Origin of the sequence: Mycobacterium heckeshornense, from assembly GCF_016592155.1 — a bacterium.
Taxonomy (GTDB): domain Bacteria; phylum Actinomycetota; class Actinomycetes; order Mycobacteriales; family Mycobacteriaceae; genus Mycobacterium; species Mycobacterium heckeshornense.
In genome coordinates, this window is record NZ_AP024237.1 from 981411 (window position 1) to 995794 (window position 14384).

Genomic DNA, 14384 nt, shown 5'->3' on the forward strand with positions numbered 1-14384 from the left:
GGCCGCTTGTCACCATCAGACCTGTCAGAATGGATGCGTGGCTGACATCGCTGAGAACAAGGGGCGCAAGGCTCGCTACGTCGACAACGGCTGGCCGACGACCAATCCGGACGACCATGCGGTCAGCGAATTGCGCACCGACCGCACGGGCGCGTTGTCCCCGTTCGGGGACGTGCAATTCCCGCTGCCTCCGGACGACCTGCCCTACGTCCACCCGGTCACCGTCGTTAACCGATAGCTGGTGACGGCGGGGTCCGAGATGGCAGCAGCGTCGGGCACAGGCCCGCTTTCGCACGTCGACGACCGTGGCGCGGCGCGCATGGTCGACGTCACCGAAAAGGGTGCCACGAAGCGCACCGCGGTGGCCGCGGGAGCGTTGCGGACCTCGGCCGACGTGGTGGCGCTCATCTCCTCGGGCGGGCTGCCCAAGGGTGACGCGTTGGCGACCGCGCGGGTGGCGGGCATTCTGGCCGCCAAGCGCACCAGTGAACTGATTCCGTTGTGTCATCAGCTTGCGCTGACCGGTGTCGATGTCGATTTCAGCGTGGGGACATCCGACATCGAAATCACCGCGACGGTGCGCAGCACCGACCGCACCGGAGTGGAGATGGAGGCGCTGACCGCCGTCAGCGTCGCTGCGCTCACGCTCTACGACATGATCAAAGCGGTGGATCCGGCCGCGCGCATCGATGATGTCCGTGTGCTTCGCAAGGACGGCGGCCGCAGCGGTACTTGGGTGCGTTGATGGGGGAGCGGTCCGCGCGAGTCATTATCGCGTCCACCCGGGCATCCGCCGGCGTGTATCACGACCGGTGTGGCCCGATCATCGCTGAATGGCTTGAACGGCGAGGCTTTTCAGATGTGCAGCCGCGAGTGGTTCCCGACGGGGATCCGGTTGGGCAGGCGCTGCGCGACGCGGTCGCCGAGGGCGTCGACCTGATCATCACCTCCGGAGGCACCGGGATCTCGCCGAGCGACGACACTCCGGCGCAGACGGCGGCGGTGCTCGACTACGAGGTGCCCGGACTGGCCGATGCGATCCGGCGCTCGGGGCTACCTCAAGTGCCCACCTCGGTGCTGTCGCGGGGGCTATGCGGTGTGGCCGGCCGTACCCTGATCGTCAACCTGCCCGGCTCGCCCGGGGGAGTGCGCGATGGTCTCGGGGTGCTCGCCGACGTGCTCGACCACGCCCTGGACCAACTTGCTGGCAAAGATCATCCGGGCTGATCGAGGAGTGGCGCTGATGGCGTGCGCCGACGACGATGATGCCGGTGGAGCCGGGATCGAGGAGTGATGGCGAAAGTAGTGCGCGCGGCCCTCACTGAAGAGCCGATCGTTTTGGCCGAACACGAGGAATTGGTCAGCCATCAAGCTGCGGGCGCGGTGGTGGGTTTTGTCGGCATGATCCGTGACCACGACGGCGACCGGCAGGTGCTGCGGCTGGAGTATTCCGCGCATCCGTCGGCCCAGCAGGTGTTATCCGAGGTGCTAAGTGAGGTCGCCGAGCAGTGCCGCGGGGTGCGCGCGATCGCCGCCAGTCACCGGGTCGGCGTGCTGCACATCGGTGAAGTGGCGTTGGTGGCCGCGGTGGCCGCCGACCATCGCCGCGCGGCATTCGACACCTGCGCTCACCTCGTCGACGCCATCAAGGCGCGGCTGCCGGTGTGGAAGCACCAGTTTTTCGCCGACGGCACCGACGAATGGGTCGGTTCAGCCTGAGCTCTACTGGGCCGGGAGCGCCTGAGGTTGCTGTGCCAGCGCGGCCAGGGCACTGTTGCCGTTGATGCCCTGCGCCTGGATGGCCTGCCACAGGTCTTTGAGAAAGCCGGGATCGATGTTCTGCGGCGCCGTCGCCGGCAGCCCGCTCGTGTTGGGCATATTCGCCGGGTCGAGCATGGGCGCAAGCTGCGGCGGCACCTGCAGGTCGTGCACCGCCGAGCCTGCAGCGGCCGGATCAATCGGAAGCGCCGGCCCGGGCGCCGGGTCGGCCGGGGCCGGGGTGACGGCCCAGTACGAGACAGCCTGCGCCTCGTGCACTTCCGGCGCGTCGCCGGGGGCAGCCGCATCGATCGTCGGCTCGACGGCCGGCGCGGGCGCCGGCACCGGTTGTTCGGCTGGTGCCTCGGCCTCGACTGGCTCTGCACCCGCCATGGGTTCGTCGACCGGCTCGGGCGCATTGAACGCGACGGGTTCCGTCGGGGGAGCTGGCTGGTCGTCGGCGGCCAACTCAACCGGTGCAGCGGGTTCGTCGGCCGGCGGTTCGGCTGGTTCGTCGGCCGGCGGCTCCATCGGTGCGGGCTCGGCGACGACGCTGCGTGGCGTTGGCCCCGAAAGTCCACCACCGCATGCCGGCCAGGCCCCCCGGCCCTGAGTGGCAAGCACCCGCTCAGCCACGGCGATCTGCTGCTCCCGGGTGGCGAGGTTCGCCGAGGGGGCGTACTGGCCCCCACCGTGGGCGGCCCAGGTTCCCTGGGTGAACTGCAGGCCGCCCTGATAGCCGTTGCCGGTGTTGATCGACCAGTTGCCGCCGGACTCGCAGCGGGCGACGCGATCCCACTCGCTGTCGGTTGCCGCGGCCGCGTGGCCCGCCAAAGCCACGCTGCCGCCGCCGATAACGGCTCCGGTAAATGCGATTTTCGCGACGCTGACGCTCGATGTCGTGGGCTTACGATGCCGTCCACTCATACGCCGGTGAAGTCCTCCCTGTAGGCGCCCGCGAGGTCAGCTGTCGGGTTCGGGCTGGAGAGGTTGCCCGGCCGCCGTCGTCATCCGTGGGGAAACGACGTGGCTTCACCCCGAGGAGCCGCGAACGGCTCCACGTCCGATCCGGGCGGACCGGTGGGTCCCCCGCCTCCATCCGCCGCGTTGTCGAGATCCCCGCCCACCGGATGGAGTTCGGCGCTGTAGGCGGAGCGGGCCCGCCCCCTTGGTATGCCTTGGCAGGCCCGCGCAGAACGGTAGCGGCTCAAAGCGATTCAGTCATTTCTGCGTCCACACCGGCGTTTCGCCCTACGGCGTCGCGCAAAACGCCAGGAAAGCGCAGCGTTAACGCAGGCCAGCAATGTTGAGATCAGTCCGTAACCGCGCCGTGATCCATCCGTTATGTGAGGGAAATCACAGGGTCAACCGCCGGCAAAGGGGGGCAGCACGTCGATCGTCTCCCCGGAGCGAAGTGCGGTGTGCGTGTCGCGCACGGCGATACCGTCGGACAGATAGGAGCAGCGGCTCAGCACCTTCGCCAGCCGCGCGTTCTTGGTGGCCAAGCAGTCGACCAGGTCGGCCACGGTGGCACCGGGCCGCACGGAAACCGTTTCCGAGTCGGCGCCGGCGGCCGCTCGTGCCGCCGCGAAATAGCGGACAGTGACCCGGACTTCGCCGGGCTCCTCGCAGGCCATGGGTTCAGCCACCGATCGCGCTCATCGGACGGTCCGGCTGGATGAAGCCCGGGTCGTTGATGCCATGTCCGGCCGGCTTGCCCCACATTGCGGCACGCCAGGCCGCTTCAATCGCGTCGTCGTCGGCGCCAACGCGCAGCAGGGTGCGAAGGTCGGTCTCCTCGGTGGCGAACAGACAGCTGCGGATCTGGCCATCAGCGGTCAACCGGGTGCGATCACAGGCCGAGCAAAAGGCGTGTGACACCGAGGCGATCACCCCGACCTTTCCGGCGTGTCCAGATGCGTCCTCGACCAGCCAAAGCTCGGCGGGGGCCGAGCCGCGGGGCGCCGGGTCGGGCCGCAAGCGGAAATACGGGCGCAGCGCCGCGAGCACGTCGTCGGCGGTGAGCGCGGCCCCCCGGCGCCACTGGTGCCCCGCATCCAGCGGCATCTGCTCGATGACCCGTAGCTGGTAGCCGTGCTCGAGGCAGAACCGCAACAGCTCGACGACATCCTCGCGACCGGTCGCCGGATCCAGCACGGCGTTGACTTTGATCGGCTCCAGCCCGGCGGCCTTCGCGGCGGCCAGGCCGGCCAGCACATCGGGGAGCCGATCGCGGCGGGCGATCGCGGCGAAGCGGGCGCGGTCGACGGTGTCCAGTGACACGTTGACCCGGTCCAGGCCGGCTTCGGCGAGCGCTGTGGCCCGCCGCGCCAATCCCAGGCCGTTGGTGGTCAGCGCAATCTCAGGCCGGGGCCGCAAACGCGCCGCGGCGGCCACCACCTCTTCGAGGTGCCGGGCTAACAGCGGCTCCCCGCCCGTGAAGCGCACGCTGGTGATGCCCAGCCGGGTGACAGCGATGCGCAGCAGTCGTATCAGCTCGTCCGGTCGAAGCAGCTGATCGGTGGGCAGCCAGTCCAAGCCCTCGGCCGGCATGCAGTAAGTGCAGCGCAAGTTGCACCGGTCCGTCAGCGACACCCGCAGATCGGTGGCGATCCGGCCATAGCGGTCCACCAGTGGGCCGGCAGTCGGCGCATCGCCGGCCATGACAGCGCTGTCAGGCCGGCGGCGTAGCGTCGGCAGTCCCAGCGCGGTCAGCGTCACGCGCGCACCCACTCCGCGTGGGTTGTCGCGCCGACCGGCACGATCTCTTTGCCCAGCGGTACCAGCGACACCGGGATCAGCTTGAGATTGGCCAGCGCCAACGGGATTCCGATGATTGTGACGGCCATCGCCGCGGCGCTCACCACATGCCCGATCGCCAGCCACAGCCCGAACAGCACCACCCAGATGACGTTGCCGATCAGCGCGCCGGTCCCCGCTCCCGGCTTCTCGACAATGGTGCGCCCGAATGGCCACAGCGCAAAGGACGCGATGCGCAGCGCCGCGAATCCGAACGGGATGGTGATGATCAGAAGGAAGCACACCAGCGCAGCCAGCAGGTACCCCAAAGCCAGCCAGAGGCCACCAAAGATCAACCAGATGACGTTTAGGACCAGGCGCATATCTCCTCCACCGGTACCGCCAGCCTACCCAGGAAACAGGGGTGCTCGTAGGGCCGGCATCCGAGTAGGATCAGCAATCAATCGCGTCCTGCACAAGCGGGGCGCTTCCTTCTGCAGCCCATCGTAGTTTGACCGGTCAGACAAGCAGGTGAGACCAGTGCCGACTGGCAAGGTGAAGTGGTACGACGCCGCAAAAGGGTTCGGCTTCTTGTCGCAGGAAGACGGCGAAGACGTCTATGTCCGCTCCTCGGCCTTGCCCGAGGGGGTTGAAGGCCTCAAGGCGGGACAGCGCGTCGAATTCGGTGTGGCCACCGGTCGCCGCGGCCCGCAGGCGTTGAGCCTCAAGATAATTGATCCGCCGCCCAGCTTGGCCCGGGCGCGCCGCGAGGGGGCCGCCGAGCACAAGCACAGTCCCGACGAACTGCACGGCATGGTCGAGGACATGATCACCTTGCTGGAAAGTACGATCCAGCCCGAGTTGCGCAAGGGCCGCTACCCCGACCGTAAGACGGCCCGGCGGGTCTCCGAGGTGGTCAAGGCGGTCGCCCGCGAGCTCGACGCGTAGTTTGCTGCGCCGGAGTTGGGTTTAGCGACGCCGGTTCGGGCTACTCTGGAGTAACTTGCGAGCTACTCTGGGGTAACAAACGAGAGGGCGTCCGATGGTTCAGCAAGCGCAGGTCACCGAAGAGCAGGCCAGGGCGGTAGCCGAAGAATCCCGCGAAGCCGGATGGGAGAAACCATCATTCGCTAAGGAGCTGTTCCTCGGCCGGTTCCCGCTGGAGTTGATTCACCCGTTTCCCCGGCCATCTGACGGCGAGACCGCACGCACCGAGGAGTTCCTGGGCAAGCTGCGCGAATTTCTCCGAAATGTTGACGGCAGTGTCATCGAGCGTGATTCCCAGATTCCCGACGAGTACGTGAAAGGCCTTGCTGAACTGGGATGTTTCGGCATGAAAATCCCGTCGGAGTACGGCGGGTTGAACATGTCGCAGGTCGCCTACAACCGCGCGCTGATGATGGTCGCGACCGTCCACCCCAGTCTCGGCGCACTGCTTTCGGCGCATCAGTCGATCGGGGTCCCCGAACCACTCAAGCTTGCCGGGACCGAGGAACAGAAGCGCAGGTTCTTGCCGCGATGCGCCGCCGGGGCAATCTCGGCGTTTCTGCTCACCGAACCGGACGTCGGCTCGGACCCGGCGCGGCTGGCGTCGACCGCGATACCGATTGACGACGGGCAGGCCTACGAACTCGACGGGGTCAAGCTGTGGACCACCAACGGCACGGTTGCCGACCTGCTGGTGGTCATGGCCCGGGTGCCCAAGAGCGACGGACACCGGGGCGGCATCAGCGCCTTCGTCGTTGAGGCCGATTCACCCGGCATCACCGTGGAGCGGCGCAACAAATTCATGGGATTGCGCGGCATCGAAAACGGTGTGACCAGGCTGCACAAAGTCCGAGTCCCCCGGGAAAACCTGATCGGCCGCGAGGGCGACGGACTCAAGATCGCGCTGACCACGCTCAACGCCGGCCGGCTGTCCATACCCGCGATGGCGACCGGCTCGGCGAAGTGGTCGCTGAAAATCGCCCGGGAATGGTCCCGCGAACGGGTGCAGTGGGGCAAGCCGATCGGCAAGCATGCCGCGGTCGCCAGCAAGATCTCGTTCATCGCCGCCACCTGCTACGCGCTCGAGGCGGTGCTCGAGCTCTCGGGTCAGATGGCCGACGAAGGCCGCAACGACATCCGCATCGAGGCGGCGCTGGCTAAATTGTGGTCCAGCGAGATGGCCTGCGTGATCGCCGACGAGCTGGTGCAGATACGCGGTGGTCGCGGCTACGAGACAGCCGAGTCGCTGGCCGCACGGGGGGAACGTGCGGTGCCGGTGGAGCAGGCGGTGCGCGATCTGCGGATCAACCGCATCTTCGAAGGATCCAGCGAGATCATGCGGTTGCTCATCGCTCGCGAAGCAGTCGACGCCCACCTGACCGCCGCAGGTGATCTCGCCAACCCCAAAGCCGATTTCCGGCAGAAAGCCAAGGCGGCGGCCGGCGCCAGCGGATTTTATGCAAAGTGGCTGCCGCAGCTGGTTTTCGGCGAAGGGCAGCTGCCCACAAGCTATCGCGAATTCGGCAGGCTGGCGACACATCTGCGGTTCGTCGAACGCTGCGCGCGCAAGCTGGCCCGCAACACGTTCTATGGAATGGCGCGCTGGCAAGCCGAATTAGAGCAAAAGCAGGGTTTCCTCGGGCGCATTGTGGACATCGGCGCCGAGCTGTTCGCCATGTCGGCAGCGTGCGTGCGGGCGGAGGCCCAACGGGTCGCCGATCCGGCCCAAGGCGAACGGGCCTACGAACTGGCCGACGCGTTTTGCCGGCAGGCCACGCTTCGGGTGGACGCCTTGCTCGACGCGTTATGGGCCAACACCGACAGCACCGATATCGCACTGGCAAGCAACGTCCTCGAGGGCCGCTATATCTGGCTGGAGGAAGGGATCCTGGACCAATCCGAGGGCACCGGACCGTGGATCGCTTCCTGGGAGCCGGGCGCGTCTACCCAGGCCAACGTGGCGCGCCGGATTCTGGCGGTACCGCAGAGCTGAAGCGTGAGCTCCTACGTCGCCGAAGCCGGTGAGTTCACCCGCGACACCGACTACATCGGCACCCGCATCACCGCCGACGGACGCGACGGGTACCCGGTCGAACCCGGTCGGTATCGACTCATCGTCGCCCGGGCATGCCCATGGGCCAACCGCGCGATCATTGTGCGACGTTTGCTCGGACTCGAACCTGTTGTCTCCATTGGGTTTTGCAGCCCTATCCACGACGAGCGCAGCTGGACTTTCGATCTTGATCCCGGCGGCGTCGACCCCGTGCTCAAGATCCCGCGGCTGCGTGATGCCTACCTCAAACGCTTCCCCGACTATCCGAAGGGCATTACCGTCCCGGCGATCGTCGATATACCCAGCGGAGCCGTCGTCACCAACGATTTCGCACAAATCACACTGGACTTCTCCACCGAGTGGGCCGCATATCACCGCGATGGCGCGCCGCGGCTCTATCCCGAGCCCTTGCGGACCGAGATCGACGAGGTGAACAAGCGGGTCTACACCGAGATCAACAACGGGGTGTACCGGTGCGGGTTCGCCGGTTCGCAGCAGGCCTACGAAGCGGCCTATGACAGGTTGTTCAGCGCACTGGATTGGTTAACTGAGCGGCTGTCCGGTCAGCGTTATCTGGTGGGCGACACCATCACCGAAGCCGACGTACGGCTGTTCACCACGCTGGTGCGCTTCGACGCGGTCTATCACGGACATTTCAAATGCAATCGCCAAAAACTCACCGAGCTGCCGGTGCTGTGGGCTTATGCGCGTGACCTGTTTCAGACGCCAGGCTTCGGCGACACCGTCGACTTTGTCCAAATCAAACGGCACTACTACGTCGTGCACCGCGACATCAACCCCACCGGCATCGTGCCGAAGGGCCCGCAGCTGGCCAGCTGGCTGACGCCGCATGGCCGGGAAGCTCTGGGCGGCAGGCCATTTGGTGATGGGACGCCGCCCGGGCCGCCGGTTGAGGCCGAGCGAGTGCCCGCCGGTCATGGTGCGGGCGGCTAGCTTCGCACGCCCGCAGCAGCCGCTAAGACGCCCGCCCGATCGCGCTGGCAACCGGCCACACTGCACCGGATCTCGCGCGGTGACCTGCAGCACGCCCTGCGTGTGCGGTGTCTGACCGTCGTTGACGTGACGGCCGGCACCGCGACAACCGTCAGCAGTGCGGCACGGTGCGTCAGTCCCACGCCACCGCCGGGTCGGGCCCGCGGCGCCCACCTTCCTGCTCGACCATGACGGGCCGATTGCCTCCGAAGCCCGGGATGAGCGAATCACCGTGGTAGCTGACGACAGTTTGCGCCAGGCCGAGGATCAACAGCGCGGTCACCGCGGTGAAACCGACCCACAGTTCGGTGTATACCATCACACCCAGCGCGCCGCCCAGCACCCACGCCAGCTGCAGGGTGGACTCCGATCGCCCGAACGCCGAGGCCCGCGACTCCTCGGGCAGATCGTCCTGCAGCGAGGCGTCCAGCGACGCCTTCCCGATCGCGCTAGCGCCAGAGGTGATCAGGGTGGCAATCGCGGCCATTAACAGGTTGCCGGCCACCGCTGCCGCCAGCGCCGCAGCAGCAACCGCCACGGTGCAGCGCACCACGAGTGCGGCGGGCCTGCCCAACTGCAGACGCGCGCTGGCGAAGTTGCCGGCGAAGTTTCCGAGCCCGGCCGCGGCGCCGATCAGGCCGAGCATGCCCACCTGCACCCACGCGCTGGCTTCATGCGCCTTGGCGACGAACGCCGGGTACAAAAACAGGAAACCCACCATCACCTTGATCGTGCAGTTCCCCCACAATGCAGTAATTATGTTGCGGCCCAACGGTTGTCGCAGTGCACCGCTGGCTCTCTTGACCTCCTGGGCCCAGCTTCGGCGCCCTTGGCCGGCGCGGACGCGATAGCTCAACGTGGTGGGAACCTCACCGGTGGTCACCTCGACCCAGCGCGGAATCCGCATCGACAACCAGGCACCCGTTACGGTGACCGCGACGATGAAGAACAATGCGCCCGGCAAGCCGAATAGGTGGGTGAATAAAAACTCGATCCCGCTTGCGATGCCCCCTCCCACAATGGTGCCGCCGAGCAGACCGAACACCGTCAACCGGGAATTCACGCGCACCAGGTCGATGGTGGGCGGCATCACCCGCGGCGTCACCGCGCTGCGCAAGACACTGAATGACTTCGACAGCACCATCATGGCCAGCGCCGAAGGGTACAGCACCCACGGCGGGAAGCTGCCGGTGGCGCTGTCGTAGTTCATGATCAGCAGCACCGCCAGCGCCGTGCGCAGCACGAACGACAGCGCGAGCGCGACCCGGCGACCGTGCTGCAGCCGATCCAGCGCCGGGCCGATCAGCGGCGCGACAACGGCGAACGGCGCGATAGTGATCAGCAGGTACAGCGCAACCCGGGCTTTGCTCTCGCCCGTGGCCGCCGCGAAGAACAAGGTGTTGGCAAGTGCGACGGCCATCGCGGAATCGACCGCGAAGTTCGCCACTACCGGCCACGTGAGCGCGGTCAGCCCGGATTTGTCGGCGCCGTCCGCGGTGGCGGCGCGTTGCACGAGCCAATACATCCGCGAACCCATTTCGCGGCTGCGCTGTGCCGCGGCCCGCGTAACGGTAACCCGTTCACCGGGCGGCGTGCCGCGGGGCGGTGCGGGACCGCCGCGCGTTTCCGGATCGCGGTGCAGCAGTGGCGGCAGGTAGCGGTTGGCGCTGGGCATCGGCGGCGGACGGTGCAGCCGCCGATCGCCGGCGTCGTCGGCGGGATAGTTGGCCATGCCGGGATGCTCGCCGACCGGTCGGGAACCGGGCCGACGGCCAGGAGCAGCCGCGCGGCCAACGCCGGTGTGATCACGCCGACGCCCAGACACACACCAATTCTGGCTCATGCCCAGGGTGCGGGCGTGCAACCGATCGGTGTGGCTGGTCGTCCTCCCGACGCGCGGGCATCGGGGACAATGGACAGCGTGACCGCACGCACCGAAGAAGCCGCAATCACCGAGTGGTCCCAAGAGGTGGCCGCGCTTCTCACCGGCGCGGTCGACCAGGCCCGCGCCGCGATCGAGGAGTTCAGCGGTCCGGAATCGGTGGGTGACTATCTCGGCGTCAGCTACGAAGATCCCGCCGCCGCGACCCACCGGTTCTTGGCGCATCTGCCCGGCTATCGGGGATGGCAGTGGGCGGTCGTGGTGGCCGCGTATCCGGGCGCCGATCACGCGACGATCAGTGAAGTGGTCCTGGTTCCTGGCCCGACCGCGCTGCTGGCACCCGAATGGGTGCCCTGGGACCAGCGGATCAGGCCCGGAGACCTGGGACCCGGTGACCTGCTGGCAGCGCCACCCGACGACCCGCGACTGGTGCCCGGCTACGCCGCCACCGGTGACCCGCAGGTCGACGAAGTCGCCGTCGAACTCGGCCTGGGGCGCCGGCGCGTGATGAGTGCTTGGGGTCGCGCGCAAGCGGCCCAACGCTGGCACGACGGCGAGTACGGTCCCAACTCGCCGATGGCGCGCTCCACCAAACGGGTGTGCCGCGACTGCGGCTTCTACCTGCCGTTGGCCGGTTCGCTGGGCAGGATGTTCGGGGTCTGCGGCAACGAGATGTCTGCCGACGGGCATGTCGTGGACGCCGAGTACGGCTGCGGCGCGCACTCCGACACCCCAGCTCCCGCGGGCGGCGGCACGCCGATGTATGACCCGTACGACGACGGGGTGCTCGACATCACCGAGACACCGGCAGACGGCTAGCCGCTCTCGGCCGCGGCCTTGATGTTGGCCAGCGACGTGTTCATACCGTCGAGAAGCTCACGTTCGAAACTGTCCACGCCGCCGAACAACGCCTTGACCGTCATGGTCGAGATGGGCTTGACGCCGTTCTCGGCGTGCCGGCTCTCGATCACCCTTGTTCCCTCGTTCGTCGGCTCGAGCTCGTAGCTCCAGATGGTGCCGTTGGCGTTGACGCGGAACGCCAGCTTCTTTTCCGGGATGACTTCGGTGAGCGTGCACGTGGTGGGCCAGAACAGCTTGTCGCGTCGGTTGAAGTTGAGCGTGCGGGTACCCGGACGCACTGGACCGAGTGGTCTCATCCATCGGCACTGCGGGCTCCACTGCGGCATACGGCGCAAATCGGATATCAGCTTCCACACCTTGGCGGCGGGTGCCTTGATGTCGACTTGGGCTTGCAACAACGGCGCTGCCATCGGGTTCTCCTCGGTTGGCTGATCACTGCGGCCGGTGATGTTCCAGGCCGGTTTGCGCGCCCCGTGCCCCACGGCGCACGGCGTCGCGCTGCCACAGGAAGATACCCGTGCCGAGGAGCCCGGTGGCCAACCCTGCTACCGTCACCGGCCGCCACGTCTCGAGGGCGGGCACCACGAAGGCCGCGATCGTCGCGGTCAGCCACCCCAGCGCGCCCACGCCGATCACCGGCCACACTTCAAGCAACCCAGGGGGAAGCGGCGGCGGTTCGAGACCCTGGCGAGACATCGCGTTCAACATACCGGTGCGGGTGACCGGGGCAGGATTCGGCGTAGACGATGCTAAGCGTTCACTACCTGTCGTAACCTTCGCGCTGTGATAGACAGCGATACGCGGCTGGCTAGCGATTTGTCGTTGGCGGTCATGCGGCTGGCGCGCCAATTGCGGTTTCGGCGTCCGCAGTCGCCGGTGTCGCTGTCACAACTGTCGGCGCTGGCCACGCTGGACAAAGAAGGCCCGATGACACCGGGCGCGCTGGCCGAACGAGAACGCGTCCGGCCGCCGTCGATGACCCGGGTGATCGCCTCGCTCGCCGAGCTGGGTTTCGTGGAGCGCACCGCACACCCGGTCGACGGCCGCCAGGTGCTGGTGTCGGTGTCTGCTGCCGGCGTGGACCTGTTGGAGTCGGAACGTCGCGCCAGCAGGGAGTGGCTCGCGCAGCGGCTCGCGTCGCTGGGCAGCGCCGAGCGTGACACGCTACGCACGGCGGCCGACCTGATGTTGGCGCTGGTCGACGAAAGTCCGTGAGCGCCAGCCGCTTCGCGGCCATCGACGTAGTGGATGTCACTGATCCCGACGACCCGCGCGTCGACGACTTCCGCGACCTCAACAGCGTGGACCGCCGTCCCGATCTGCCGAGCGGCAAGGGGCTGGTGATCGCCGAGGGCGTCCTGGTGGTGCGGCGCATGCTGGCATCCCGGTTCACGCCGCTGGCCCTGCTCGGCACCGACCGCCGGCTCGCCGAACTCCAGGCCGACCTGGCCGGGGTGGCAGCGCCGTACTACCGGGTGTCCGCCGAGGTGATGGCCCGGGTGGTCGGCTTCCATCTCAATCGTGGCGTGCTGGCCGCGGCGCGCCGGGTACCGGAGCCAGACGTCGCACAAGTTATCGACGAGGCCCGCACGGTCGCGGTGCTCGAAGGAGTGAACGACCACGAAAACCTGGGCTCGATCTTCCGCAACGCGGCCGGGCTTGGCGTCGACGCCGTGGTCTTCGGCAGCGGCTGCGCCGATCCGCTCTACCGTCGCGCGGTACGGGTATCCATGGGTCACGCGCTCCTGGTGCCATACGCCCGCGCCACCGACTGGCCGGCCGAGCTAAAGATGCTGCGCGAACACGGCTTTCGCTTGCTGGCCATGACTCCCAACGAACACGCCCAGCCGTTGCCCGCAGCGATGGCGCAGCTGTGCGACCAGCAAGTCGCCATCCTGGTGGGAGCCGAGGGCGCCGGCCTGAGCGAAAAAGCGATGCGCGGCTGCGACCTGCGGGTGCGCATCCCGATGTCCCGCGGCACCGACTCACTCAACGTCGCCACCGCGGCCGCGCTCGCCTTCTACGAACGCGCTAGGCTCGCGCCGTGACCGACGAATCCACGCCCTGGGCAACGGGTTTGACGGTCGCCGGATTCGTCGCGGCGGTAACCGGTGTCGCGGTCGTGGTGCTGACCCTCGGGCTGGTCCGGGTTCACCCGGTGTTGGCCGTCGGGCTGAACATTGTTGCGGCCGGCGGGCTGGCGCCGACGTTGTGGGGCTGGCGCCATACTCCGGTGCTGCGCTGGTTTGTGCTGGGCGCGGCCGTCGGTGTGTCGTGCGCCTGGGTGGCGCTGCTCACGCTGGCGGCGCTGGGTCGGGCCTAGCGGTTTCCGCCGGAGCGCACGCCCAGCAACACGTCCTCCCACGCGGGAACCGGTGGCTTGCCGCGCCGAGCGCGTGCCGGCTGGCGTTGGCGTTCCGGGGCAGCGGGTTTCTCCGGCGGCGGCGCGGGATCGTCGAAATCGAGTTGGGCCACCGCCGCCACCGGGCGCAGTGGACGGTCGAAATCCGGATCGATCAGCTCGCTGGCGGCGTCGTCGATGGCGGTCACCGTTCCGCCGTGGGCACCGGGCGAGAACCGGAAGTGAGCGACATTATCGGAGCGGCCGGCCTTCCAGGCCAGCTGTACCGTCCAGCGGCCGTCGTCGCTGCGCCACGCGTCCCAACTGGTGCTGTCGGGGTCGAGCCCACGCGCGGCCAACGCGGCGCTGACCGTCTCCCGCAGTGTCGCCACCGCGGGACCGTCGGCGAGCACGGGATGCGCCGTGGTTGCCAGCTCGGCGGCCCGGGCCCGTTCCAACAGCACCGGGTGGGCGAACCGCTGGATCCGGGCGATCTCGGCGCCGGTCGCCGCGGCCACCTGCTCGACGGATGCGCCCGCGCGAATCCGGGACTGAATCTCTTTGGGGCTGAGCATGTTGCCGACCTCGATGTCCATCCTGGTTGGCCCCAGCCGCGCCCCGTCGCCGCGTACCGCCGCCCGCAGCCGATCGTCGACGAGCAGCTTGAACCTGTCGCCGGAGTCCCCGTTGCTGTTAAGAGCCTCGCAGATAATGTGTTTGCCGTCGACATCGAGCCCAAGGACCGTGAGTTCCCGCATGTCGACCTCCTC

19 protein-coding genes and 1 riboswitch are annotated in these 14384 nt (G+C 67.8%); of the genes, 11 read left to right on the top strand and 8 right to left on the bottom strand.

The genetic code is table 11. The annotated features are described in order from the left end of the window. The first annotated feature begins 37 nt into the window (after window positions 1-37). The 4 genes from MHEC_RS04735 to MHEC_RS04750 all read left to right on the top strand — a co-directional run bounded on the left by MHEC_RS04735 (window position 38) and on the right by MHEC_RS04750 (window position 1719). Complete coding sequence (locus MHEC_RS04735) at window positions 38-238, top strand: hypothetical protein (protein ID WP_048890033.1); 201 nt, start codon at window positions 38-40, stop codon at window positions 236-238. Between the two features lie 21 nt (window positions 239-259). Beyond that, the gene (moaC, locus tag MHEC_RS04740) at window positions 260-745 is read left to right on the top strand and encodes a cyclic pyranopterin monophosphate synthase MoaC (RefSeq protein ID WP_048890032.1); all 486 of its coding nucleotides are present in this window, start codon (window positions 260-262) and stop codon (window positions 743-745) included. Further along, window positions 745-1227 carry a MogA/MoaB family molybdenum cofactor biosynthesis protein gene (locus tag MHEC_RS04745; protein ID WP_048890031.1) on the top strand — a complete coding sequence of 161 codons (483 nt, stop codon included), beginning with the start codon at window positions 745-747 and terminating at the stop codon, window positions 1225-1227. Before moaC ends, MHEC_RS04745 begins: the two co-directional genes overlap by 1 nt. Before the next feature lie 66 nt (window positions 1228-1293). Beyond that, window positions 1294-1719: a molybdenum cofactor biosynthesis protein MoaE gene (locus MHEC_RS04750; RefSeq protein WP_048890030.1), complete on the top strand. Its 426-nt coding sequence runs from the start codon at window positions 1294-1296 to the stop codon at window positions 1717-1719. Window positions 1720-1722: 3 nt separating this feature from the next. Here the strand turns inward: MHEC_RS04750 and MHEC_RS04755 are convergent, their stop codons facing one another. From MHEC_RS04755 to MHEC_RS04770, 4 genes are all read right to left on the bottom strand, one after another. Continuing rightward, window positions 1723-2685 carry a transglycosylase family protein gene (locus MHEC_RS04755; RefSeq protein WP_048890029.1) on the bottom strand — a complete coding sequence of 321 codons (963 nt, stop codon included), beginning with the start codon at window positions 2683-2685 and terminating at the stop codon, window positions 1723-1725. Window positions 2686-2694: 9 nt separating this feature from the next. Continuing rightward, a riboswitch (cyclic di-AMP (ydaO/yuaA leader) is annotated at window positions 2695-2911 on the bottom strand. Window positions 2912-3122: 211 nt separating this feature from the next. After that, window positions 3123-3395: a MoaD/ThiS family protein gene (locus MHEC_RS04760; RefSeq protein WP_048890028.1), complete on the bottom strand. Its 273-nt coding sequence runs from the start codon at window positions 3393-3395 to the stop codon at window positions 3123-3125. A gap of 4 nt (window positions 3396-3399) precedes the next feature. Then, entirely contained in the window at window positions 3400-4479 is a 1080-nt protein-coding gene (gene moaA, locus MHEC_RS04765) for a GTP 3',8-cyclase MoaA (protein ID WP_048890168.1), read from the bottom strand. Further along, window positions 4476-4880 carry a YccF domain-containing protein gene (locus tag MHEC_RS04770; RefSeq protein ID WP_048890027.1) on the bottom strand — a complete coding sequence of 135 codons (405 nt, stop codon included), beginning with the start codon at window positions 4878-4880 and terminating at the stop codon, window positions 4476-4478. The genes moaA and MHEC_RS04770 overlap by 4 nt, the downstream gene beginning before the upstream one ends. Before the next feature lie 157 nt (window positions 4881-5037). Between MHEC_RS04770 and MHEC_RS04775 the strand changes: the two genes are divergently transcribed. The 3 genes from MHEC_RS04775 to MHEC_RS04785 all read left to right on the top strand — a co-directional run bounded on the left by MHEC_RS04775 (window position 5038) and on the right by MHEC_RS04785 (window position 8491). Next, entirely contained in the window at window positions 5038-5445 is a 408-nt protein-coding gene (locus tag MHEC_RS04775) for a cold-shock protein (protein ID WP_003922744.1), read from the top strand. Window positions 5446-5539: 94 nt separating this feature from the next. After that, complete coding sequence (locus tag MHEC_RS04780) at window positions 5540-7477, top strand: acyl-CoA dehydrogenase family protein (protein ID WP_048890026.1); 1938 nt, start codon at window positions 5540-5542, stop codon at window positions 7475-7477. 3 nt (window positions 7478-7480) lie between these two features. Beyond that, window positions 7481-8491 carry a glutathione S-transferase family protein gene (locus tag MHEC_RS04785; RefSeq protein WP_048890025.1) on the top strand — a complete coding sequence of 337 codons (1011 nt, stop codon included), beginning with the start codon at window positions 7481-7483 and terminating at the stop codon, window positions 8489-8491. 172 nt (window positions 8492-8663) lie between these two features. Here the strand turns inward: MHEC_RS04785 and MHEC_RS04790 are convergent, their stop codons facing one another. After that, a complete protein-coding gene (locus MHEC_RS04790; protein WP_372507387.1) occupies window positions 8664-10373 on the bottom strand; it encodes an MFS transporter in 1710 nt (569 codons plus the stop codon). Between the two features lie 78 nt (window positions 10374-10451). Between MHEC_RS04790 and MHEC_RS04795 the strand changes: the two genes are divergently transcribed. Next, window positions 10452-11231, top strand: coding sequence for a DUF3027 domain-containing protein (locus MHEC_RS04795; protein WP_201399424.1), 780 nt, complete (start codon window positions 10452-10454; stop codon window positions 11229-11231). On the opposite strand, the gene MHEC_RS04800 is transcribed toward MHEC_RS04795, so the two are convergent. Both MHEC_RS04800 and MHEC_RS04805 read right to left on the bottom strand, forming a co-directional pair. Continuing rightward, window positions 11228-11683, bottom strand: a complete 456-nt coding sequence (locus tag MHEC_RS04800; protein ID WP_085194654.1) for an SRPBCC family protein — start codon at window positions 11681-11683, stop codon at window positions 11228-11230. The two genes, MHEC_RS04795 and MHEC_RS04800, sit on opposite strands and share 4 nt — an antisense overlap. Before the next feature lie 22 nt (window positions 11684-11705). Further along, window positions 11706-11969 (bottom strand): DUF2530 domain-containing protein, encoded by a 264-nt coding sequence (locus tag MHEC_RS04805; protein ID WP_174893195.1) that lies wholly within the window; start codon window positions 11967-11969, stop codon window positions 11706-11708. Between the two features lie 87 nt (window positions 11970-12056). Between MHEC_RS04805 and MHEC_RS04810 the strand changes: the two genes are divergently transcribed. From MHEC_RS04810 to MHEC_RS04820, 3 genes are read left to right on the top strand one after another with little or no spacing between them, the layout of a single operon-like run. Continuing rightward, window positions 12057-12488: an Rv0880 family HTH-type transcriptional regulator gene (locus MHEC_RS04810; RefSeq protein WP_003922753.1), complete on the top strand. Its 432-nt coding sequence runs from the start codon at window positions 12057-12059 to the stop codon at window positions 12486-12488. Then, on the top strand, window positions 12485-13321 hold the full coding sequence (locus MHEC_RS04815; protein WP_201399427.1) for a TrmH family RNA methyltransferase: 837 nt from the start codon (window positions 12485-12487) through the stop codon (window positions 13319-13321). The genes MHEC_RS04810 and MHEC_RS04815 overlap by 4 nt, the downstream gene beginning before the upstream one ends. Beyond that, on the top strand, window positions 13318-13596 hold the full coding sequence (locus MHEC_RS04820) for a DUF2537 domain-containing protein (RefSeq protein ID WP_003922755.1): 279 nt from the start codon (window positions 13318-13320) through the stop codon (window positions 13594-13596). The genes MHEC_RS04815 and MHEC_RS04820 overlap by 4 nt, the downstream gene beginning before the upstream one ends. On the opposite strand, the gene sepH is transcribed toward MHEC_RS04820, so the two are convergent. Next, the gene (gene sepH / locus MHEC_RS04825; RefSeq protein ID WP_201399428.1) at window positions 13593-14372 is read right to left on the bottom strand and encodes a septation protein SepH; all 780 of its coding nucleotides are present in this window, start codon (window positions 14370-14372) and stop codon (window positions 13593-13595) included. The genes MHEC_RS04820 and sepH overlap by 4 nt on opposite strands. Window positions 14373-14384: the final 12 nt, after the last annotated feature.